The 23,127-nt window shown below is 51.5% G+C and carries 16 protein-coding genes; 6 read left to right on the top strand and 10 right to left on the bottom strand.

The window, feature by feature from the left end:
- Positions 1–135 precede the first annotated feature (135 nt).
- From focA to BZK40_RS11730, 4 genes are all read left to right on the top strand, one after another.
- A complete protein-coding gene (gene focA / locus BZK40_RS11745; RefSeq protein ID WP_003831909.1) occupies positions 136–993 on the top strand; it encodes a formate transporter FocA in 858 nt (285 codons plus the stop codon).
- A gap of 59 nt (positions 994–1,052) precedes the next feature.
- Positions 1,053–3,335 carry a formate C-acetyltransferase gene (gene pflB, locus BZK40_RS11740; protein ID WP_003035753.1) on the top strand — a complete coding sequence of 761 codons (2,283 nt, stop codon included), beginning with the start codon at positions 1,053–1,055 and terminating at the stop codon, positions 3,333–3,335.
- A 310-nt stretch (positions 3,336–3,645) separates the two neighbouring features.
- Positions 3,646–4,386 (top strand): pyruvate formate lyase 1-activating protein, encoded by a 741-nt coding sequence (gene pflA / locus BZK40_RS11735; protein WP_079934671.1) that lies wholly within the window; start codon positions 3,646–3,648, stop codon positions 4,384–4,386.
- A gap of 86 nt (positions 4,387–4,472) precedes the next feature.
- Positions 4,473–5,267 carry a PA3715 family protein gene (locus BZK40_RS11730; RefSeq protein ID WP_253193178.1) on the top strand — a complete coding sequence of 265 codons (795 nt, stop codon included), beginning with the start codon at positions 4,473–4,475 and terminating at the stop codon, positions 5,265–5,267.
- A gap of 54 nt (positions 5,268–5,321) precedes the next feature.
- Here BZK40_RS11730 and BZK40_RS11725 read toward each other — a convergent pair whose 3' ends face one another.
- Positions 5,322–6,743 (bottom strand): amino acid permease, encoded by a 1,422-nt coding sequence (locus BZK40_RS11725; RefSeq protein WP_003035749.1) that lies wholly within the window; start codon positions 6,741–6,743, stop codon positions 5,322–5,324.
- A gap of 213 nt (positions 6,744–6,956) precedes the next feature.
- Complete coding sequence (locus BZK40_RS11720) at positions 6,957–8,105, bottom strand: MFS transporter (protein ID WP_003831907.1); 1,149 nt, start codon at positions 8,103–8,105, stop codon at positions 6,957–6,959.
- Between the two features lie 385 nt (positions 8,106–8,490).
- Here BZK40_RS11720 and ycaC point away from each other — a divergent pair, with 385 nt between their 5' ends.
- The gene (gene ycaC, locus BZK40_RS11715; RefSeq protein ID WP_003035746.1) at positions 8,491–9,117 is read left to right on the top strand and encodes an isochorismate family cysteine hydrolase YcaC; all 627 of its coding nucleotides are present in this window, start codon (positions 8,491–8,493) and stop codon (positions 9,115–9,117) included.
- A gap of 110 nt (positions 9,118–9,227) precedes the next feature.
- On the opposite strand, the gene BZK40_RS11710 is transcribed toward ycaC, so the two are convergent.
- From BZK40_RS11710 to lrp, 8 genes are all read right to left on the bottom strand, one after another.
- Positions 9,228–10,091, bottom strand: coding sequence for a dimethyl sulfoxide reductase anchor subunit family protein (locus BZK40_RS11710; RefSeq protein WP_079934670.1), 864 nt, complete (start codon positions 10,089–10,091; stop codon positions 9,228–9,230).
- A 1-nt stretch (position 10,092) separates the two neighbouring features.
- Positions 10,093–10,710: a dimethylsulfoxide reductase iron-sulfur subunit DmsB gene (gene dmsB / locus BZK40_RS11705; protein WP_003831905.1), complete on the bottom strand. Its 618-nt coding sequence runs from the start codon at positions 10,708–10,710 to the stop codon at positions 10,093–10,095.
- 10 nt (positions 10,711–10,720) lie between these two features.
- Positions 10,721–13,165, bottom strand: a complete 2,445-nt coding sequence (dmsA, locus tag BZK40_RS11700; protein ID WP_008784257.1) for a dimethylsulfoxide reductase subunit A — start codon at positions 13,163–13,165, stop codon at positions 10,721–10,723.
- Between the two features lie 236 nt (positions 13,166–13,401).
- The gene (gene serS, locus BZK40_RS11695) at positions 13,402–14,694 is read right to left on the bottom strand and encodes a serine--tRNA ligase (RefSeq protein WP_048214580.1); all 1,293 of its coding nucleotides are present in this window, start codon (positions 14,692–14,694) and stop codon (positions 13,402–13,404) included.
- A 92-nt stretch (positions 14,695–14,786) separates the two neighbouring features.
- On the bottom strand, positions 14,787–16,130 hold the full coding sequence (rarA, locus tag BZK40_RS11690) for a replication-associated recombination protein RarA (protein ID WP_048214581.1): 1,344 nt from the start codon (positions 16,128–16,130) through the stop codon (positions 14,787–14,789).
- Positions 16,131–16,140: 10 nt separating this feature from the next.
- Positions 16,141–16,752 carry an outer membrane lipoprotein periplasmic chaperone LolA gene (gene lolA / locus BZK40_RS11685; protein WP_003831898.1) on the bottom strand — a complete coding sequence of 204 codons (612 nt, stop codon included), beginning with the start codon at positions 16,750–16,752 and terminating at the stop codon, positions 16,141–16,143.
- Positions 16,753–16,863: 111 nt separating this feature from the next.
- Positions 16,864–20,928 (bottom strand): DNA translocase FtsK, encoded by a 4,065-nt coding sequence (gene ftsK / locus BZK40_RS11680; protein WP_079934669.1) that lies wholly within the window; start codon positions 20,926–20,928, stop codon positions 16,864–16,866.
- 134 nt (positions 20,929–21,062) lie between these two features.
- Entirely contained in the window at positions 21,063–21,557 is a 495-nt protein-coding gene (lrp, locus tag BZK40_RS11675; RefSeq protein ID WP_002439523.1) for a leucine-responsive transcriptional regulator Lrp, read from the bottom strand.
- Positions 21,558–22,103: 546 nt separating this feature from the next.
- Here lrp and trxB point away from each other — a divergent pair.
- The gene (gene trxB, locus BZK40_RS11665; RefSeq protein WP_003831889.1) at positions 22,104–23,072 is read left to right on the top strand and encodes a thioredoxin-disulfide reductase; all 969 of its coding nucleotides are present in this window, start codon (positions 22,104–22,106) and stop codon (positions 23,070–23,072) included.
- Positions 23,073–23,127: the final 55 nt, after the last annotated feature.

Below are 23,127 nucleotides of genomic sequence, written 5' to 3'. Positions count from 1 at the left end.
CATGTTACACCGTAATCGCATAAAAACCATGCGTCTTACGGGCCTATAAGCCAGGCGAGATATGATCTATATCAAATTCTCATCTATAATGCTTTGTTAGTATCTCGTCGCCGACTTAATAAAGAGAGAGTTAGTGTGAAAGCTGACAACCCTTTTGATCTTATTCTACCTGCTGCAATGGCCAAAGTTGCCGAAGAAGCAGGCGTCTATAAAGCAACGAAACATCCGCTTAAGACGTTCTATCTGGCAATTACTGCCGGTGTATTCATTTCAATTGCCTTTGTTTTCTATATCACCGCCACAACCGGCACTGGTACTATGCCTTTCGGCATGGCGAAATTAGTAGGTGGTATCTGCTTTTCCCTGGGGCTGATCCTTTGTGTTGTCTGCGGTGCAGACCTCTTCACTTCAACCGTACTGATCGTCGTTGCTAAAGCCAGTGGTCGTATTACCTGGGGTCAGTTAGCGAAAAACTGGCTTAACGTTTATGTCGGCAACCTGATTGGCGCCCTGATCTTTGTGTTACTCATGTGGCTTTCTGGCGAGTATATGACCGCCAACGGCGCATGGGGGCTCAACGTTCTGCAAACAGCCGACCACAAAGTGCACCATACTTTTGTTGAGGCAGTGAGCCTTGGTATCCTGGCTAACCTGATGGTGTGTCTGGCCGTATGGATGAGCTACTCAGGCCGCAGCCTGATGGACAAAGCGTTTATCATGGTATTACCGGTCGCAATGTTTGTTGCCAGCGGTTTTGAGCACAGTATCGCAAACATGTTTATGATCCCTATGGGTATTGTAATACGCGATTTCGCCACCCCGGAATTCTGGACCGCAGTTGGGTCTTCTCCGGAGAATTTTTCTCACCTGACCGTGATGAATTTCATCACCGATAACCTGATTCCGGTTACGATCGGTAACATTATCGGCGGCGGTTTGTTGGTCGGGTTGACATACTGGGTCATTTATCTGCGTGGTAACGATCATCATTAATCTGTTGATGCCCATTACACGCAGTAAATAAAAAATCCACTTAAGAAGGTAGGTGTTACATGTCCGAGCTTAATGAAAAGTTAGCCACAGCCTGGGAAGGTTTTACCAAAGGTGATTGGCAGAATGAAGTAAACGTACGTGACTTCATTCAGAAAAACTACACTCCGTATGAGGGTGACGAGTCCTTCCTGGCTGGCGCAACTGATGCGACCACTGCACTGTGGGACAGCGTTATGGAAGGCGTTAAACAGGAAAACCGCACTCACGCGCCTGTTGACTTTGACACCTCCGTTGCTTCTACCATCACTTCTCACGACGCTGGCTACATCAACAAAGCGCTCGAGAAGATTGTTGGTCTGCAGACTGAAGCTCCGCTGAAACGTGCGATCATTCCGTTTGGCGGCATCAAAATGGTTGAAGGTTCCTGCAAAGCGTACAATCGCGAACTGGACCCGATGCTGAAAAAAATCTTCACCGAATACCGCAAAACCCACAACCAGGGCGTATTCGATGTTTACACCAAAGACATTCTGAACTGCCGTAAATCCGGTGTTCTGACTGGTCTGCCAGATGCGTATGGCCGTGGCCGTATCATCGGTGACTACCGTCGCGTTGCGCTGTACGGTATCGACTACCTGATGAAAGACAAATACGCTCAGTTCGTCTCTCTGCAGTCCGATCTGGAAAACGGCGTAAACCTGGAAGCAACTATCCGTCTGCGTGAAGAAATCGCTGAACAGCACCGCGCTCTGGGTCAGATCAAAGAAATGGCTGCTAAATATGGCTGCGATATCTCTGGTCCGGCTACCAACGCTCAGGAAGCTATCCAGTGGACTTACTTCGGCTACCTGGCCGCAGTTAAATCTCAGAACGGTGCAGCAATGTCCTTCGGTCGCGTATCCACCTTCCTGGATGCTTACATCGAACGTGACCTGAAAGCAGGCAAAATCACCGAGCAAGACGCACAGGAAATGATCGACCACCTGGTCATGAAACTGCGTATGGTTCGTTTCCTGCGTACTCCTGAATATGATGAACTGTTCTCCGGTGACCCGATTTGGGCAACTGAATCAATCGGTGGTATGGGCGTTGATGGCCGTACTCTGGTTACCAAAAACAGCTTCCGCTTCCTGAACACCCTGTACACCATGGGTCCTTCTCCGGAGCCGAACATCACTGTTCTGTGGTCTGAAAAACTGCCTCTGAACTTCAAGAAATTCGCCGCTAAAGTGTCCATCGACACCTCTTCTCTGCAGTACGAGAACGATGACCTGATGCGTCCGGACTTCAACAACGATGACTACGCTATCGCTTGCTGCGTAAGCCCGATGGTTGTTGGTAAACAAATGCAGTTCTTCGGTGCGCGTGCAAACCTGGCGAAAACCATGCTGTACGCAATCAACGGTGGCGTTGATGAAAAACTGAAAATGCAGGTTGGTCCTAAATCTGAACCGATCAAAGGCGACGTTCTGAACTTCGACGAAGTTATGGACCGCATGGATCACTTCATGGATTGGCTGGCTAAACAGTACGTCACCGCGCTGAACGTTATCCACTACATGCACGACAAGTACAGCTACGAAGCCTCTCTGATGGCGCTGCACGACCGTGACGTTATCCGCACCATGGCGTGTGGTATCGCTGGTCTGTCCGTTGCTGCTGACTCCCTGTCTGCAATCAAATATGCGAAAGTTAAACCGATTCGTGACGAAGACGGTCTGGCTATCGACTTCGAAATCGAAGGCGAATACCCGCAGTTTGGTAACAACGACTCTCGCGTTGATGACATGGCGGTTGACCTGGTAGAACGTTTCATGAAGAAAATTCAGAAACTGACTACTTATCGTAACGCTATCCCGACTCAGTCTGTTCTGACCATCACCTCTAACGTGGTTTATGGTAAGAAAACTGGTAACACCCCAGATGGTCGTCGTGCTGGCGCGCCGTTCGGACCGGGTGCTAACCCAATGCACGGTCGTGACCAGAAAGGTGCTGTTGCCTCTCTGACCTCCGTTGCTAAACTGCCGTTTGCTTACGCTAAAGATGGTATTTCTTACACCTTCTCTATCGTTCCGAACGCACTGGGTAAAGACGACGAAGTTCGTAAGACCAACCTGGCTGGTCTGATGGATGGTTACTTCCACCACGAAGCGTCCATCGAAGGTGGTCAGCACCTGAACGTGAACGTCATGAACCGCGAAATGCTGCTGGATGCGATGGAACATCCGGAAAAATATCCGCAGCTGACCATCCGCGTTTCTGGCTACGCAGTACGTTTTAACTCCCTGACTAAAGAACAGCAGCAGGACGTTATTACTCGTACCTTCACTCAGACCATGTAATTGGTTTTGACTGAAATCGTACTTTAAAAAGCGTACAATAAAGGCTCCACGTAAGTGGGGCCTTTTTAATAGCCTGCTTTGTCAGCTATCTATACTTATATACTCGATGGATTTCGAGTTGCATTGAGGCGGCAACGGAGTGAATCCCCTGGAGCGTACAGAAGTACGTGACTGGGGTGAGCGAAGGAAGCTAACAAAGATGCATCTTGAAAGACGAAAAGTATGGATAGCAGCCAAAACAGACTCGACACAGTTAATAACTGTGCACTAACACTGGCCCCGGATGGGCCACACCTGGAGAAACACCGCAATGTCAGTTATTGGTCGCATTCACTCCTTTGAATCCTGTGGCACTGTTGATGGCCCGGGCATCCGCTTTATTACCTTCTTTCAGGGCTGCCTGATGCGCTGCCTGTATTGCCATAACCGTGACACGTGGGATACACACGGCGGTAAAGAAGTCACCGTCGACGAATTAATGAAAGAGGTGGTGACCTATCGCCACTTTATGAACGCATCCGGCGGCGGCGTGACGGCGTCTGGCGGCGAAGCTATCCTGCAAGCTGAATTCGTACGTGACTGGTTCCGCGCTTGTAAAAAAGAAGGTATTCATACCTGTCTGGATACCAACGGTTTTGTTCGCCGCTACGATCCGGTGATCGATGAGCTGCTGGAAGTCACCGACCTGGTCATGCTCGATCTCAAACAGATGAACGATGAAATCCATCAGAATCTGGTCGGCGTATCTAACCATCGTACGCTGGAGTTCGCGCGTTACCTGTCAAACAAAGACATCAAAGTGTGGATCCGCTATGTTGTCGTACCTGGCTGGTCTGATGACGATGACTCCGCACACAGCCTCGGAGAATTTACCCGCGATATGGGTAACGTTGAAAAAATCGAGCTGCTGCCTTACCACGAGCTGGGCAAACACAAATGGGTAGCAATGGGCGAAGAGTACAAACTGGATGGCGTCAAACCACCGAAGAAAGAGACCATGGAGCGCGTGAAGGGCATTCTCGAGCAATATGGACATAAAGTGATGTATTGAGTTTTAGCCACCACGAAACGGCTGCCCTGAACGGCAGCCGTTTTGCTATCTAAGCGACAACCACTCGAATTAAAGGAAAGGACGCCATGCGGTTATTCATTTCTGGCATGTTGCTGTTATCTGCCCAATACGTAAATGCCGCCAGCAACTGTGATATCAACGCCATTGTGCAACATGCGTGGCCAGATGCAAAACCGACAGCGGAAGGCAAGCTACTCACACAACATAATCAGGTTATCGATATCACAGGTAACTCACCGCAAAGCGCAATTTGCCGTGTCTGGCCAGCCCACCCGGAACTGACCCTAGCGGCGATTCCGCTGATGGCACAACAATATAGCGATTACGATCGCATTGGCGATCTGGAGCTTCTGGTACTGGATTCCACAAACCTCGACGTAAAACAGCGGCTACGCCTGCCCGAACGTATGAATGACGATGCCATTCAAATTACCGGTCTGGCGCTGGATACTGCGCGCTGGAAAGTTACCCCAGATCAGACCGCATTTGGCTTACGAGTCGCCCGCACCGGCAGTTCCCGTGTAAATCCTTTTAGTGAAGATGCGCTATCGCTGTTTGTTATTGAAAATAATCAACTACGGGCGGTATTAAACGGAATCGTACTTGAGAATAGCACCGGTGAACGGGACGGGAACTGTGTGGGAACATTCCACGATATTAAACGCACCCTTGCCCTTGCGCCTGATTCACATAATGGATACTTCGATATTCGGGTAAACGAGAAAAACGTGGAATCAACGGCCTATACAGACGCCAACGAGCAATGCGCATCAAAGGATAAACCGGGGAAAGCCAGTTGGGTACTGCGTTATGATGGCAAACAGTATGCCATCCCAAAAGAACTGTCCCCGTTGTTTTGAGAGGCAAAGCAGGAGATAGCATCACTATCTCCTGCTCTTCTGCCACACTTGTCTTTAGCGTCCTCTTCTCGCCAGTAGCGGGAAAATCAATCCCAGTCCAACCAGCACAAATGGCGTCACGATATTCAGCGTGAGCTGGAATGTCCACTCAGGGGTAAAGGCTTCCATTTTCGGGAAAATCCCGGTCAGACAGGCAAATGCGGTAAAGGCAAAGCACCAGATCCCCACGGTCATCGCAAGCGAGCGGTTGCGAATAAAGACATATTCCGATTTATATTTTTGCGCCAGGCGAATAACGGCAATGAACGCCACAAACACCCATAAATAACGCAATGGCATCACGACAGAGTTAAGATTCAATAGCCATTTATACAGGTTGTTCATGTCGCCAATTCCCAGCGTTGGCAACATAATCAAAATCGCCACCAGCACCAGCGTCAGAATATAACCATTTACCGGCGTACCGGAAGCGTTGGTTTTACACAGGCTCTCGGGAATATATTTACGATCAGCATCACCCAGCAGAACTTTAAGCGGTGCATCAATAGAAAATACCAATGCCGCAATCTGCCCCAGCGTATTGGCAATCGCGTAAATAACCATCAGCGAATTACCCATACCATAATACTCTCCCAATTTCTGGAAGGCGTAATATTGACCATTCGTCATCAGGTCATCTGGAATATGCCGGGAGTCAAACATCATTCCCATAGCCAGCGACCCGAGAATCGCGCATACCGCTACCATAACAGCCAGAACGAGCATCCCTTTTGGAAATTCTTTGCCCGGATTACGTGTCTGATTAACGTATGGCGAAATTTTCTCCGCACCGCCCACGGCAAATACCAGCATGGAGATCGTGGTAATGTAGGTAAAATCGATGTGTGGGATAAACGATTCCCAGGTGATATTGGTTGTCGCTATTTGCACATCCGTAATTGCAGGCGCGGTTACCGCCATCACGACATACAAAATGGACATCACAAACATCGCGATGCCAGCAACTGACCCAACAATTTTCAGTGACTTCATGCCACGGGACGCAACCCACATGAAAAAGACAAACAGCGCCAGCGTCAGCCCCTGCAACGCCACGACGGTGTACTCTTTAATCAACGAACCATCGCCCTTCAGCGCCCATCCCAGCGCAATCAGAATAGCCTGCGGTTTTTGCGCCAGATAAGGTATATGCACAACCCAATAGGTCCAGGCAGCAAGATAGGCCAACCCTGGCCCCATGGTATGTTTAATCCAGGTACTGACTCCGCCTTTACCCTCTTTAAAGGTTGAGCCAAGCTGCCCGACGATCAACGCATAAGGAATAAAATAGAGCGCGAAAATAAATATCCAGGAGGAGACAACAACCAATCCCTGATTAGCATAGTTGTTAACGACGTTACCAAAACCCCAGACGGTAATAAATGACATCAATGCAATGTTGTACCATCGCAATTGTTTTTCCTGCACACCAGCCATACGCAATCCTTTGTGGAAGCTTTTTGATTATCAATATATGAGGCGTGGGATTATGCGCGGTAAAATGAGCGAGCGGAAACGGCAGGATGTAAAACTATAACCTTCTGCACACTTTATTTTCAGGACAGACGTGTGCGATTAAATAATGCAGGTTCCCATAAAGCATACATAAACAGTATGTATGGGAACCTGTTCATATTCTGTTAAATCAGGTCAAATGTGCGCAATAGAATTGGGCGTATGGCCAGTCTTACGCAACAGCATCAGTAAATAAATAAACGATACGCTGGCGATCATGATAAACAGCAAGCTGTCTGAATAATTCTGCATCAACATCGCAGTAAACGAAGGTCCCAGCAGGCTACCCACGGTATAGCTCAATAACAATGCCTGATTCATGGCGACCAGCTGATGATGTTCCACCTTTTCACAGGCCCAGGCCATCGCGACCGGATAGAGGGTAAAGCCTGCCGCACCCAACATAAACAACGCGGGCGCCATCGCCGCCTGATTCAGCATGGCGATACTCCCGACGATCACCACGAAGACCTGGACGCGTAAAACCAGCAGACGTCCCAGCTTATCCGCCAGACGGCCAATCGGCCATTGCCCCAGAATACCGGCACTTACCAGAACCGCCATCCAGAAACCAATGCTGGCGTTGCTCACCCCCTGATGGTTGAGATACAGCGGCATCAGGCCATACAAAGACCCCAGCACGATCCCGGAAATAATGCAGCCATTAACGCCCAGGCGTGCCTGACGCAACCTCAGCATGGAGACAATAGGCGTAGACTGCTGTTCATCGCCCTGCTGATTAGCAATGCGCGTAAAGAGCAGTGGCAAAACACCCGCCAGGATAGTACCCGTCACCCACGGCAGGACGTTCATCAATTCTGTTGATACTTTACTAACCAGCAGTTGGCCTAAAAACGTTCCCACATAATAGATCATCATATAGGCGGCAAGTAACCGTCCGCGATTACGGGACGTCCCGCTGCACATCAGCGCGCTTTCCACGACCACCCAGATCATGGCGCAGCCAACACCGGCGATAAAACGCCATGTCATCCAGCTCCAGAATCCCACCATAATCCCCAACCCGACACAGCCCGCGGCAAAAATAAGCGAGGCGATGTAATAGCTGCGGTTAAAACCAAGGTGTTTTATTAAATACCCTGTCAGCAACGTCCCTACCAGATTACCGGTAAAGTAAGACGAGCTCACCACGCCTACCTGCCAGGTAGGCAGATTTTCATGGGCGAGCCAAAGCGGGACGAGCGTGTTTAACACGGCGATCGCCAGGGTCAACAGAAGTAGCCCGCACAGCAATAGCATGACGGGACGGGTATAGGTGGACATGAATAAAAACCGTGAGGAAGTTCAAATTTCATGCGCATCATGCCACTGCTAAAAACATTGTCAATCGGCGGAATCAGAGGGCTGAGGCGCTTTCTAGTCGATCGATTTGCATTACTGATTCTTAATGTGAATAGATAAAAAATACAAAAACACATCTGCTTGTTTTTATTGATCTAAAACAAAAATCTCGCGTTACGTTCAGTCGAAAAATTTCATGGACTCCCCTTACTTTTATTTCTTACTAAACTCTATGCGGGATGCTGAGCTGCATTGTCTTCAAAATAGAACAGTGAGTTCTTATTTATCTATCTAATCCAAATATCGTTCTTTTCGTAGACTTAAACTCATCAAATTTCCCCCACTGATACTGAACAGGAGAAATACCATGACTAAACCTTACGTAAGACTTGATAAAGACAATGCGGCAGTACTGCTGGTCGATCATCAAGCTGGCCTGCTCTCTCTGGTTCGGGATATCGATCCCGATAAATTTAAAAACAACGTGCTTGCGCTCGGTGACTTAGCAAAATACTTCAACCTCCCAACCATTCTGACAACCAGTTTTGAGACAGGACCAAACGGGCCGCTGGTACCGGAACTGAAAGCTCAATTTCCGGATGCGCCCTACATTGCTCGCCCAGGAAACATTAACGCATGGGATAACGAAGATTTCGTGAAAGCAGTAAAAGCGACCGGCAAAAAGCAGCTGATTATCGCTGGTGTCGTGACGGAGGTTTGCGTCGCTTTCCCAGCGCTCTCGGCTATTGAAGAAGGTTTTGACGTCTTTGTTGTCACCGATGCTTCAGGCACGTTTAATGAAATTACCCGCCATTCAGCATGGGATCGGATGTCTCAAGCAGGCGCTCAATTGATGACATGGTTCGGAGTAGCATGCGAACTGCACCGCGACTGGCGCAACGATATCGAAGGTCTGGCGACGTTGTTCTCTAATCACATTCCGGATTATCGCAATCTGATGACCAGCTATGACACGTTAACTAAGCAGAAGTAAAGACTGGGGCAAAACCCTGACCTGACATGTAGCCGGATAGCGCGCAGCTTTAAGGCCTACGGATATTGTAGGCTTGATAAAGCACGAGGCGCCATCCGGCATATTATGGATTAACTCGCCACCGCCATACCGACGGTCATATGCAGCCCGTAGAACACGCCACGACCAATCAGCTCGCCGACTAACAGCAGAATAAACGCGACGGAAAGCAACGGAACGGCAGGCTGGTAACCCTTCACTTGCGGTACTATCCAGCAGCACAACGCTAACGCCAGCGCCACGATCCGCCACGCCATCAGCGAACCGTAATCCGGAACCAGCGCAGAGGCCTGTTGAATCGAACTGTGGATTGTCGCCAGTTCAGTCCCCTGCATTACCGACATGATGGCACTCACGACCAGAGCAAGCACTGATATAGCCGGCAGCAGGCGCATCGCCCAACCATCCACGCCAGCAATTCTCAGTAACAGATATCCCAGCAGCGGACCGCCCATAAACATCGTCAGGAAGAAGCCCAGCGGTGTCCAGACGCTGTACCAGGTCGGTACGGTATCGATGGTGTTATACACGCGCACCATCATCCAGACAAAAACCACACCCAGCACCATGGTGACAACTAACCACAGATTGCGTAATGCGGGCGACATTTTCTTCAACATAGCCAGCAGCCAGCCGATACCGCCAACGACAAAGAAGAGTGAGCCGCTGGCAATTTCGTTACTCAACGCAGATGACCCAACGCGATTGAGTGAGTTAAAGGCGCGCATCGGTGAGCCCAGGTGGAGCATGGAAGCAATAAAACCAATGCCCATTAATACCCACAGCCCAAACATGCAGGTAATTACGCGTTGCTGCGATTCTGGGCGTAAGCCCCCTTTCATCAACGCCAGCGCCAGAACAATAAAACCGCCAACCACACACTGTCCGAAGACCGTGAAGATCATCAGCGGCCATTCATGCCATCCACTTCCCATCTTACACCTCCTTCGGATTAGCCAGATAACCTGTGGTATCCCCGGTCGGGCGGCTATTGGCGTTAGGTTTGATGACAATGCTCGGTTTGGTAAAGTGCGCGCCCGGCAATGGCGCAACCGCAGCCAAAGTACCGTGTTTTTTGCGCAGTTCATCAATTGGGCCAAAATCCAGCGCACGCAGTGGACAGGACTCGACGCAAATAGGTTTCTTACCTTCAGCGACGCGCTCATGGCAGCCATCGCATTTGGTCATGTGCCCTTTGTCAGCATTATACTGTGGTGCGCCGTAAGGACAGGCCATGTGGCAATAGCGGCAGCCGATGCACACATCTTCATCGACAACGACAAAGCCATCTTCACGTTTGTGCATCGCACCGCTCGGACACACCTTGGTACAGGCCGGGTCTTCACAGTGGTTACACGCAATGGAGAGGTAATAGGCAAAGACGTTCTGATGCCAGACGCCGTTGTCTTCCTGCCAGTCACCGCCCGCGTACTCATAAATGCGGCGGAAGCTGACTTCAGGGGTTAAATTTTTGAAATCTTTGCACGCCAGTTCGCAGGTTTTGCAACCGGTGCAACGGCTGGAATCAATAAAAAATCCATACTGGGTTGTCATCGGTTACTCCTTACACCTTTTCAACCTGAACAAGGTTCGTGTGTGATGGGTTCCCCTTCGCGAGAGGAGACGGACGCTGGGTCGTCAGGACGTTAATGCAACCGCCCTGGTCCACGCGTTTTGCGTCCGGGTCATACCACGCCCCTTCACCCAATGCCACCACGCCAGGCATCATACGCGGCGTTACTTTCGCCTCGATGTGCACTTCACCACGATCGTTAAAGATGCGCACCTTGTCGCCGTTGTTAATGCCGCGTCGCTGTGCATCCATCGGGTTGATCCACATTTCCTGACGGCAGGATGCTTTCAGAACATCCACGTTGCCATAGGTCGAGTGGACGCGAGACTTATAGTGGAAGCCGGTCAACTGCAGAGGGAATTTCTCCACCAGCGGATCGTTTAAGCTCTCAAAACCTGGGGTATAAATCGGCAGTGGATCAATCACATCACCTTCCGGCAGCTCCCAGGTTGACGCGATCTCGGCAAGCTGCTGCGAATAAATTTCGATCTTACCTGACGGCGTGGTCAGCGGATTGGCGTTAGGATCCTCACGGAACGCCTTGTAGGCCACGTGATGTCCCTGCGGGTCGCGCTGTTTAAAGATCCCCTGCTTGCGGAATTCTTCAAACGTTGGCAGTTCAGGAATGGCTTTGCGCGACTGCTCGTACAGATGACGCATCCACTCTTCCTGAGTACGACCTTCTGTAAACTGCTGCTCAACACCAAGGCGTTTCGCTAGCTCGCTGGTCATCTGGTAGATAGTCTTGCATTCGAAGCGTGGTTTGATCGCCTGATCGGTGAAAATCACATACGACATATTTCCGCAGGAGGCATCCAGTGCGAAGTCCATCTGCTCCGAAGCGGTGCAGTCCGGCAGCAAAATATCCGCGTATTTCGCCGAGGAGGTCATATGACAGTCGATGACAACGATCATCTCGCACTTCTTATCATCCTGTAGGATTTCATGTGTGCGGTTGATATCAGAGTGCTGGTTAATCAGACAGTTACCGGCATAGTTCCAGATCATCTTAATCGGAACATCGAGCTTATCTTTGCCACGAACACCGTCACGCAGCGCCGTCATCTCCGGACCTCGCTCAATGGCGTCCGTCCACATAAACATAGAGATGCTGGTTTCGACTGGGTTTTCCAGCGTAGGCATACGTTCAAACGGCAAACTGTATGAGCCCTCACGCGCCCCGCTGTTGCCGCCGTTAATCCCAACGTTACCGGTAAGGATTGCCAGCATAGAAATGGCACGAGTCGCTATTTCACCGTTAGCATGGCGCTGCGGTCCCCACCCCTGACTGATATATGCCGGTTTAGCGCTACCGATTTCACGTGCCAGTTTGACGATTCGATCAGCAGGAATACCGGTAATTTGCGCTGCCCATTCCGGGGTCTTGGCGATACCGTCTTTGCCCTGCCCAAGAATATACGCCTTATAGTGACCGTTTTTCGGTGCGTCGGCCGGTAAGGTTTTCTCGTCGTAACCCACGCAGTATTTATCAAGGAACGGTTGATCGACCATGTTTTCGGTGATCAGCACATACGCCAGACCATTCACCAGCGCCGCATCGGTACCTGGGCGGATCGGGATCCATTCATCTTCACGACCCGCACCGGTATCCGTGTAGCGAGGATCGATAATAATCATGCGGGCATTGGATTTCTGTCGCGCCTGTTCAAGGTAATAGGTTACCCCACCCCCGCTCATACGGGTTTCACCTGGGTTATTCCCGAACAGAACCACCAGCTTGCTGTTTTCAATGTCGGACGGGCTGTTACCGTCTGCCCAGCCGCCGTAGGTGTAGTTCAACCCGGCAGCGATTTGCGCTGAAGAGTAGTCACCGTAGTGGTTCAGGTAGCCGCCACAGCAGTTCATCAGACGTGCTACCAGCGTTTTGCCTGGCGGCCAGGAACGTGTCAGGGTGCCGCCCAGCGTACCTGTGCCGTAGTTCAGGTAGATAGACTCGTTGCCGTAGTCTTTGATAAGACGCTGCATATTGCTGGCAATGATGTCGTAGGCTTCATCCCAGCTGATACGCTCAAATTTCCCTTCGCCACGTTTACCGACACGTTTCATCGGGTATTTCAGACGGTCGGGATTATAAACGCGACGACGCATGGAGCGACCACGCAGACAGGCGCGTACCTGGTGCAAGCCGTCATAGTTGTCATCACCGGTGTTGTCGGTTTCAACATACTTTATTTCACCGTCTACCACGTGCATACGCAGAGGACAGCGGCTACCACAGTTCACCGTACATGCGCTCCATATGACTTTCTCATTGGCCTGTGTCGGATTAAGGGCTTCTGCAGCATTTGCAATACGGGTAAATGGCAGGGTAAACGCGCTACTGGCCACCGCCAGTCCGCCTATCGCCGTCGTTTTCACCAAACCTCGGCGACTAACCTCAGCTGCCAGCATGGCATCGGGGATCTTAGTTTTCATAGTGGCTCACTCTGCTGCTCACAATAAACAAAAGAGAAATACTCGTTATATAGATTTTTATATAGCGTTAATATCAATATACAGACTGGTAGATACTGAATTTGCGAAAAGACAGAGATAAATACTGACTTTCATTCGAAGGCAGTATTACTCCTATGGAGGTAGGCGTTATTGTCCGACGTCAAACGGGCATAAAAAAAGCGCCCTGAGGCGCTTTTTTAGCAAAGAAAGGTAGCTTAGCCGATAAACTCCAGGCCATTCATGTACGGACGTAACACTTCCGGAACCTGAATACGGCCATCAGCCTGCTGATAGTTTTCCATCACCGCAACCAGCGTACGTCCAACCGCCAGACCAGAACCGTTCAGCGTATGTACTAAACGGGTCTTTTTGTCGGATTTGCTGCGGCAACGCGCCTGCATACGACGAGCCTGGAAATCCCACACGTTAGAGCAAGAGGAGATTTCGCGATAGGTGTTCTGCGCCGGGATCCACACTTCCAGATCGTACGTTTTGCATGCGCCGAAGCCCATGTCGCCTGTGCACAGGACGATCTTACGGTACGGCAGGCCCAGCAGCTGAAGAACCTTCTCGGCATGGCCGGTCATCTCTTCCAGCGCGTCCATAGAGTCTTCTGGGCGAACGATCTGCACCATTTCAACTTTATCGAACTGGTGCATACGGATCAGACCACGGGTATCACGACCGTAAGAACCTGCTTCAGAACGGAAGCACGGCGTATGCGCGGTCATTTTGATCGGCAGCGCATCTTCGTCAATGATTTCGTCGCGAACCAGGTTGGTCAGCGGAACTTCTGCCGTTGGGATCAGCGCATAGTTGCTGCTGTCAGCTTCTTCATCCAGCGGACGGGTGTGGAACAGATCGCCAGCAAATTTCGGCAGTTGCCCTGTTCCGTACAGCGTGTCATGGTTAACCAGATACGGAACGTAGTTTTCGCTGTAACCATGCTGTTCGGTATGCAGATCCAGCATGAACTGAGACAGCGCACGGTGCATGCGCGCGATCTGCCCTTTCATCACGACGAAACGAGAGCCGGTCAGCTTAACCGCAGCGGCAAAATCAAGACCCGTGTGCATTTCACCCAGGGTAACGTGATCGCGCACTTCGAAATCAAACTCACGCGGCGTACCCCAACGGCTGACTTCAACGTTGTCATTTTCATCTTTACCCACCGGAACGTCGTCCGCTGGCAGGTTAGGAATGGTCAGCGCAATGTCGCGGATCTCGGCCTGTAAGGTATCAAGTTCAGCTTTCGCGGCATCCAGCTCTTCGCCCAGTTTGTTCACTTCCAGACGTAAAGACTCGATATCTTCCCCGCGCGCTTTTGCCTGGCCGATGGATTTCGATCGAGAGTTACGCTCTGCCTGCAGGTTTTCAGTTTGTACCTGCAGAACTTTACGACGCTCTTCAAGAGCGCGCAGCTTATCTACATCCAGCTTAAAGCCCCGGCTTGCCAGTTTTTCTGCGACTGCGTCTGGCTCATTACGCAGCAGATTGGGATCGAGCATGCTTATCCTGTGCTTATCGAATTAAAATAGGAGAAAGTGACCACAGCCTGCGGTCACAGGGATACAGAGACAACATTACCGCAACGATAACACTAACGGTAGCGTTTTATAGGGCTATTTTGATCCTGTCCGGCGAGCCAGGCGAGCTTTTCGCCAATCTTGCCTTCAAGACCTCTGTTTGTGGGGTGATAATAGCGCGTTTGTGCCATTTCCTGCGGGAAGTACTCTTCTCCGGCGGCATAGGCATTTGGTTCATCATGGGCGTAACGATACTCCTGACCATAGCCCATTTCTTTCATCAGCTTAGTTGGCGCATTGCGCAGGTGGACCGGCACGTCGTAATCCGGACGTTCACGGGCATCAGCCAGCGCGGCTTTGAAGGCGGTGTAAACCGCATTACTTTTCGGCGCGCAGGCCAGATAAACAATTGCCTGAGCAATCGCTCGTTCACCTTCCGCGGGTCCCACGCGGGTAAAGCAGTCCCATGCGGAAATTGCCACCTGCATGGCGCGAGGATCGGCATTGCCGACATCTTCAGAGGCAATGGCCAGACAGCGACGGGCAACATACAGCGGGTCACCGCCTGCACTAATGATGCGCGCATACCAATAAAGTGCCGCATCCGGGGCGCTGCCGCGAACCGATTTGTGTAATGCGGAGATGAGATCGTAAAAACGATCGCCTTTATTATCGAAGCGTGCGCTGCGTTCACCGGCAATTTCAGTGAGCAATTCTGGTTTCAATACGCGCTTACCGGAATCATCAACTTCGGCCATATCGGCCATCATTTCCAGCGTATTCAGCGCTCGCCGCGCGTCGCCATTCACCAGTTCGGCAATCGCCCGACGCGTCTCTGGTGGCAGTACGATATCCTGACCACCGTAACCACGGGCATTATCTGACATCGCCTGGTCCAGCACCTGTTCAATATCGTCGGTGGTTAACGATTTCAGTAAATAAACACGCGCCCGCGACAACAGTGCCGAGTTCAGTTCAAACGAGGGATTTTCAGTGGTGGCGCCAATAAACGTGATGGTACCGTCTTCAATATGCGGTAAAAACGCATCCTGTTGGCTTTTATTAAAACGGTGAACTTCGTCCACGAACAGGATCGTACGTCGACCCGCGTTACGATTCTGACGCGCCCGCTCAATCGCTTCACGAATTTCTTTTACACCAGACGTGACCGCCGAAATTCGTTCAACATCGGCGTTAGCGTAACGGGCAATAACTTCGGCTAGCGTGGTTTTCCCCGTCCCCGGCGGACCCCATAAAATCATAGAGTGCAGGTGCCCGGCCTCGATGGCGCGCGGCAAGGGTTTACCCGCAGCCAGCAGATGCTGCTGGCCGATGTACTGCGCTAAATTTTCTGGCCGCATACGTGCGGCCAGTGGCTGAAAGGTATTATCAGAAAAGTCGAGCGACAGATTGCTCACTCACACGCCTCTACTTACGTTGATCGTCAACCGTTACACCTTGCGGCGGGGTAAAGGTGAATTTCGAAGGTTCAATCGCACCATTCTGCTGAGATTTCAGCTGATAGCTGCTGCGCTGATCGTCTTGCTCAACGGCACTGAACTGATGGATCGTCCCGTCCCGCCCAACATTGATAGTAAACTGCTTCAGATTACCGCTGCTGGTTTTTGGCGTCAGTACGAAATCGTCGCCGTTTTGCTTAATGTTGTACTGTTGCCAGTCGCTGGCCTGGTTACGCGCAATCAGCATGAACGGCGTGTTGCCCGTGGCGTCTTTCAACCAGGTCGCAGTCGCCTGCTCAACAAACGGGTTAAAGAACCACAGCGTTTTACCATCGGAAACCAGGATGCTCTCGTCAGGCTGCGTCATATGCCAGTTAAACAGATTAGGGCGTTTAACCCATAAGTCGCCCTGACCTTCCTGCACCGCCGCGCCGCTACCGTCCGTGACCTTCTGAGTAAAGCTGGCATGGAAGCTACTGACTTTATCCAGACGGCTTTTCAGGTCGCTGGCAGCATCAGCCCAGACGCTGCTCACCACAAAGCTAGACAGTAATGCACAGGTGATTGCGATTCTTTTCATCGTTATTCCTCAAAATACGTCACTCCCAATGGGGAGATCCCTCTGCTATCCATTTCAGGCCAAAAATCAGCATGAGGAAAGTAGAAAATACTGAATTACTTAACTTTGCAATCATTCGAAGGGCGGCGGAGCCAGCACTTCACGATTACCATTATGCCCTTGTTCGCTGACTATTCCCTGCGCTTCCATCTGTTCGATGATGCGCGCCGCTCGGTTGTAACCGATACGGAACTGACGCTGGACGCCGGAGATTGAGGCTTTGCGTTTCTGAGTAACAAAGTTCACCGCCTGATCGAACAGCGGATCCAGTTCTTCGCCACCATCAAAGCCGCCACCGCCGCCTTCGCTTTCGCTGTCAGAGGTAATGCCATCAACGTATTGTGGACGGCCGCGCGCTTTCCAGTCCTGAACTACCGCGTGAACTTCTTCATCGCGTACAAAGGCGCCGTGTACACGCACAGGGATCGTCGAGTTTGGTGCAGAATAAAGCATGTCACCCATACCCAACAGCGATTCCGCTCCGCCCTGGTCAAGGATGGTACGCGAGTCAATTTTACTGGACACTGTAAAGGCGATACGCGTCGGGATGTTCGCTTTAATCAGACCAGTGATAACGTCAACTGACGGTCGCTGGGTTGCCAGCACCAGGTGGATACCCGCCGCACGCGCTTTTTGCGCCAGACGAGCGATTAGTTCTTCCACCTTTTTGCCAACGGTCATCATCAGGTCAGCGAATTCATCCACCAACACCACGATATACGGCAGTTTTTCCAGCACCGGATGCTGAACATCCATGCTGTCGCCCGGCTTCCAGTATGGGTCTGGAATCGGACGTCCCATACGGGCGGCTTCAGCAATCTTATCGTTATAACCGGCAAGGTTACGCACGCCAAGCGCCGACATCAGTTTGTAGCGACGTTCCATTTCATTGACGCTCCAACGCAAGGCATTGGCGGCATCTTTCATGTCGGTCACAACTTCAGTCAGCAGATGTGGAATACCTTCATAAACAGAAAGTTCCAGCATTTTCGGGTCAATCATGATAAAGCGAACGTCTTCCGGCTGCGCTTTGTACAGCATGCTGAGGATCATGGCGTTCACCCCAACAGACTTACCGGAACCGGTTGTCCCTGCCACCAGCAGGTGCGGCATTTTAGCCAGATCGGCCACCACCGGTTCGCCCGCAATATCTTTGCCCAGCACCACAGTCAGCGGAGATGAGTTATCACGGAATTTAGCGTTATCCAGCACTTCTCGCAGATAGACGGTTTGACGTTTTTTGTTCGGTAACTCCAGTCCGACATACGGTTTGCCTGGAATAACCTCGACCACACGTACCGCCGCGGTCGACAATGAACGCGCCAGATCTCGTGACAGGTTAGAAATACGCGCTGCTTTAACCCCTGGAGCCAGATTAAGCTCAAAGCGGGTAATCACCGGGCCAGGAGAATAGTTCACCACATCGGCTTTAATGCGGAAATCCGCCAGACGCGCTTCCACCAGACGTGCCATTTGTTCCAGTGCGAACGTATCTATCGGCTCAACTTCGCTCGGCGGCGGCGTGAGCAGATCTAACGATGGCAGCGGCGTGCTTGGACGGTGCGCCGGACGACTATCCCCATTACGCATCAGCAGCGGATGGATCAGACTATCCTGCGGCGGCGGTGTAACAGGCTGCGCTGGCTGCTGATAATGCTGCTGCGGTGCAACTGGCTGCGCTGGCTGTTGATAATGCTGCTGCGATGCAACTGGCTGCACCGGTTGCTGGTAGTGCTGCTGCGATGCAACTGGCTGCGCTGGTTGCTGATAATGCTGCTGTGGTGCAACTGGCTGTGCCGGTTGCTGATAGTGCTGCTGCGGTGCAACTGGCTGCGCCGGTTGCTGATAATGCTGCTGCGGCGCAACTGGTTCCTGGTACTGCGGCGCGGGCTCCGGCATTACGCCAGGCGTAAACAGCGGCTCATGCGGCCCCTCATCCACCAGCGTTTTCATTGGCGAAAATTCAAAGTCATCGAGGGAGAACGGATTCGCTCCGACAGGCTGTTCACCGGAATAACGCTGCTGCTGAGAAGAAGCAAACTGGCGAGCCAGTTCCGCTTCTGCGGCTGAATCTTCGTCATCAGTCTGGTGGGTATCGTCCTGATACTCTTCGCCATAACGATGCTGCTGCGACTGAGCGAACTGACGTGCCAGATCGTCCTGCTGCATTGCATCCATTTCATCGTCACTATACGCATCTGTATCAAGCTGCTCTTCGCGCGCTTTCTCTTCAGCCATACGCTGTGACGGCAGTTTTATGCCATATGAAGCCAGCTCACGACGAGTAGGCACGCGCACACGATTCGGACGCGGCAACTGCGGGCCAATGCCCTCTTTCACCTGCGGACGCGGCGTACCGCTGCCTGCAAGGCTAAAGACAGGTGCTGCGGCAGCGGCACCTGCCCCTAACGCGGCGCTTTTTACGCCAGCGGCCAGCGGTGCAACGGCAGCAACAGACTCAACGGGTGGTATGGATGCAGTCGCCGGCATAGATGGCGTAGACGGCTTAACACGCTCAGGCTCCTGAGCAGGTTCTGGAATCGGCTGATACCATGCGGCCAGTTGCTCACGCTCACGCGCACGTTTCTCTTCGACTTCTTCAAAGTAATAGAGCGGCGGACGAGTCGGTTTAACTTCTTCAACCACCGGCTCAGGTTCCACCACTGTTGGTTGTTCAACCACAGGCTGCTGGAACGTAGTGCTCTGTTGAAAAGTTGGATCCTGCTGATAAACAGGTTGCTGCACAGGCTCCGGCTGATAACCAGGCTGCTGGAATGCGGTGTTCTGTTGAGAGGTCGGATCCTGTTGATAGACAGGTTGCAGCACGGGCTCCGGCTGATAAACAGGTTCCGGCTGCGGCGCGACAGGCTGCGTATAAACAGGTTCAACGGGCTGCTGTGCGTAATATTGCGGCTGCGGACTCTGCTCCACAACCGGTTGTTGCCATGGCTCATACGGCTGCTGCACCGGAGGTTGCGCGTACTGGGCTGGCTGCGGATAACCTTCAGGCGCTGGTGCAATCGCGGCATCACCGGTTTGCGGGCCAGGCACGGGTTGCCAGGCCACAGTTGGGACCGGTTGCTCCATAACAGTGTTGGTCACGGGTGACGTTTGCAGCAACGGATCGACCGGTGCGCTCCAGGCCTGAGCGGCCGTTGTAGCTACAGCTGCTGCAGCCACAGGCTCGGTCACCGAGTGGCCGTTAAGGAGCGGATCAAGTTCGTCATATTCAGGCAGCGTCGCGCGATTACCGGAAAACAGCACATCATTAGGATCGGCAACCACGCCACGGGCGCTGTATTCAATTTCGTCTTCATCATCCATGCGTTTGCCGGAGAACAGCGCCGCATCGGTATGACGACCAAGCGGGTTGGTAAATTTCTCCGCCAGACGTTTACGGCGCGCTAACGCACCGCGCAGGATACGAGCTCGGCGCGATTCATGGGGTTTGCCATCAGCGGCGTCGACAGACTCTTCTTCGTCTTCATACTCTTCGTCATCGACCCAGGTATCGTCGCGGCGGGTACGGTTGCTGGCAAACGTCAGGATATTGAGTAACCAGCCGCCCAGTTTTTCCGCAATGCTCACCCATGACCAACCGGTGAACAGCGTTAATCCCGCTGCCCAAATGCACAACAATGTCAGCGTGCCGCCGCTGCTGTGCAGCAATGGTTGTAGCGTGGTGCTGAGCAGACTGCCGATCACGCCGCCAGAGGCGAAATACCAGATGTCATCGGCGTTAATTGCGGCCAGCCCGCAGGAAGTGAGAATCAGCGCCAGAACGCCAATAATGCGTAGCGAGACGGCAAAATAATCGACGTATTCGTCGCTGGCCTGATGTCGCCAGGCAAACCAGCAGCCACCGACAATGATGACGGGGATGGTGTAGGCCATGACGCCAAAAATAAAGAACAGCGTGTCCGCCAGCCATGCTCCAGGTATTCCACCCAGATTATGGATAGGCTCATGCCACGCGGTTTGCGACCAACTGGGATCCGAAGGGTTAAAGCTGAGTAAGGCAGCCATCAACCAGACGGCAAAAAGGGCAATAAGGATCAGTAGCGCTTCCAGAAGTCGGCGCCCGCTGCTTAACTTCGTCAATATGACGTCTTTGTCTTCAGTGTATTCCTGGCTCAAAAACGGCTCTCCAGGTTTCGGGCTTTTCCTGCCCGATGCTAAAACGGACAACAGCACCGGGTTGCCCCGGCACTGTTGCTGTATGGATTAACAGGAGTGTAATCAAACTGCGTCGATTTTGCACCTGTTCCGTGTTAGCGCGTCTTAATTACCAGACGATTGCTCTGTTTGACTTCTTCCATTACTACATAAGTACGTGTGTCATTCACGCCAGGCAGACGCAGCAGGGTTTCCCCCAACAGCTTACGGTATGCCGACATATCCGGTACGCGTGTTTTCAGCAAATAGTCGAAATCACCGGAAACCAAATGACACTCTTGAATTTCTTCAAGTTTTTGTACTGCAGAGTTAAATTGTTCAAACACATCCGGGGCGCCACGATTCAGAGTAATCTCAACAAAAACCAGAAGTGATGCATCCAGATAATGCGGGTTTAACAGCGCTGTATAGCCCTGAATAAAACCCTGTCTTTCCAACCGACGCACACGCTCAAGGCAGGGCGTTGGTGAAAGTCCCACACGTTTAGAAAGCTCGACGTTAGAAATACGCCCATCCTTTTGCAGCTCATTAAGAATGTTACGATCGATACGGTCGAGATCTTTGCCAGGGCGCTTCTTACTATCTACCATTATTATTGTCTCTCTGTATTCCTTCCCTACTCCTGCCTGACTCTACCAACATCACTGTTCAGAGTCGCTACCCATCAAAATAACCGCAACCCAGAGGGATTTTCGGTTCGCAATGTCTGGGTTTATGGTGAGAAGACCGTTGCCTGTCGGCGGCTATCGACATCACGAATGGCATCTGTCCACACCATGCGTAGATTTCGCTAACACGGTAAACATGGTATCTACATGCATGATTATGCAGCACATACATGACACAGTTTTTTTCTTCCTTGAATGTTTTCGCAAAACAGCAGGGGATTGTCAAAGCAAAACATCGATTTTTAGTACAACATGCCAGTTATTCATTCGCAGTGATGGAAAATCGTCATTTTATCACCTTATAACTGACCTATTTTAAGTAGAAATCGTTATAGTATTACGACTAATTCTGCCGTTCATCGGTTCCCGCTATTACACATATTGTTAACAAAATCGCCATACTCTTTTTTTACGCCTGTAAATTCCCTACAATCCTGCTCATTGCCTGCTAACAACTATGGGGATCTCATGGGCGCAACCAAACACAGTAAACTTCTTATTCTGGGCTCTGGCCCTGCGGGGTATACCGCTGCGGTCTACGCTGCACGCGCGAACCTGCAACCGGTACTGATTACCGGTATGGAAAAAGGTGGTCAGTTGACCACAACAACAGAAGTGGAGAACTGGCCTGGCGATCCGCACGATCTCACAGGCCCATTGCTGATGGAACGCATGCACGAACATGCGACCAAATTTGAAACTGAAATTATTTTTGATCATATCAGCAAAGTTGATCTGCAAAACCGCCCTTTCCGTCTGACCGGCGACAGCGGTGAATACACCTGTGACGCACTGATCATCGCCACCGGTGCGTCAGCACGCTACCTGGGTCTGCCTTCAGAAGAAGCCTTCAAAGGCCGTGGCGTTTCCGCCTGCGCGACCTGCGACGGTTTCTTCTACCGTAACCAAAAAGTTGCGGTGATCGGCGGCGGCAACACCGCTGTTGAAGAAGCGCTGTACCTGGCGAATATCGCATCTGAAGTGCATTTGATTCACCGTCGCGACAGCTTCCGCGCCGAGAAAATCCTGATCAAGCGTTTGATGGATAAAGTCGAAAACGGCAACATCGTGCTGCATACCCACCGCACACTGGAAGAAGTGACCGGCGATCAAATGGGCGTAACCGGACTGCGCCTGCGCGATACGCAAAACACTGACAACGTCGAGTCACTTGACGTTGCAGGCTTGTTTGTCGCTATCGGCCACAGCCCGAATACCGCCATTTTTGACGGTCAGCTTGAACTGGAAAATGGCTACATCAAAGTTCAGTCCGGGATTCATGGTAACGCCACCCAAACCAGCATTCCGGGTGTATTCGCCGCCGGTGACGTGATGGACCATATTTATCGCCAGGCGATCACTTCAGCAGGCACCGGTTGTATGGCTGCGCTTGACGCAGAGCGTTATCTCGACGGTCTGGCAGACGCTTGCAAATAAGTTTTACAAATCAGTAACAAAAGTAAAAAAGGCGACTATAAGTCGCCTTTATTTT

It is taken from the genome of Citrobacter portucalensis (assembly GCF_002042885.1).
Classification (GTDB): domain Bacteria; phylum Pseudomonadota; class Gammaproteobacteria; order Enterobacterales; family Enterobacteriaceae; genus Citrobacter; species Citrobacter portucalensis.
This window is presented reverse-complemented; position numbering and strand designations above follow the sequence as displayed.

Bases quoted from the DNA above. Each gene is read 5' to 3' on its own strand.
- BZK40_RS11710 (WP_079934670.1), bottom strand. From the start codon at position 10,091: ATGGGAAGTGGATGGCATGAATGGCCGCTGATGATCTTCACGGTCTTC.
- dmsA (WP_008784257.1), bottom strand. From the start codon at position 13,165: ATGAAAACTAAGATCCCCGATGCCATGCTGGCAGCTGAGGTTAGTCGC.
- lrp (WP_002439523.1), bottom strand. From the start codon at position 21,557: ATGGTAGATAGTAAGAAGCGCCCTGGCAAAGATCTCGACCGTATCGAT.
- ycaC (WP_003035746.1), top strand. From the start codon at position 8,491: ATGACTAAACCTTACGTAAGACTTGATAAAGACAATGCGGCAGTACTG.
- trxB (WP_003831889.1), top strand. From the start codon at position 22,104: ATGGGCGCAACCAAACACAGTAAACTTCTTATTCTGGGCTCTGGCCCT.
- pflB (WP_003035753.1), top strand. From the start codon at position 1,053: ATGTCCGAGCTTAATGAAAAGTTAGCCACAGCCTGGGAAGGTTTTACC.
- BZK40_RS11730 (WP_253193178.1), top strand. From the start codon at position 4,473: ATGCGGTTATTCATTTCTGGCATGTTGCTGTTATCTGCCCAATACGTA.
- lolA (WP_003831898.1), bottom strand. From the start codon at position 16,752: ATGAAAAGAATCGCAATCACCTGTGCATTACTGTCTAGCTTTGTGGTG.
- dmsB (WP_003831905.1), bottom strand. From the start codon at position 10,710: ATGACAACCCAGTATGGATTTTTTATTGATTCCAGCCGTTGCACCGGT.
- BZK40_RS11725 (WP_003035749.1), bottom strand. From the start codon at position 6,743: ATGGCTGGTGTGCAGGAAAAACAATTGCGATGGTACAACATTGCATTG.
- BZK40_RS11720 (WP_003831907.1), bottom strand. From the start codon at position 8,105: ATGTCCACCTATACCCGTCCCGTCATGCTATTGCTGTGCGGGCTACTT.
- serS (WP_048214580.1), bottom strand. From the start codon at position 14,694: ATGCTCGATCCCAATCTGCTGCGTAATGAGCCAGACGCAGTCGCAGAA.
- pflA (WP_079934671.1), top strand. From the start codon at position 3,646: ATGTCAGTTATTGGTCGCATTCACTCCTTTGAATCCTGTGGCACTGTT.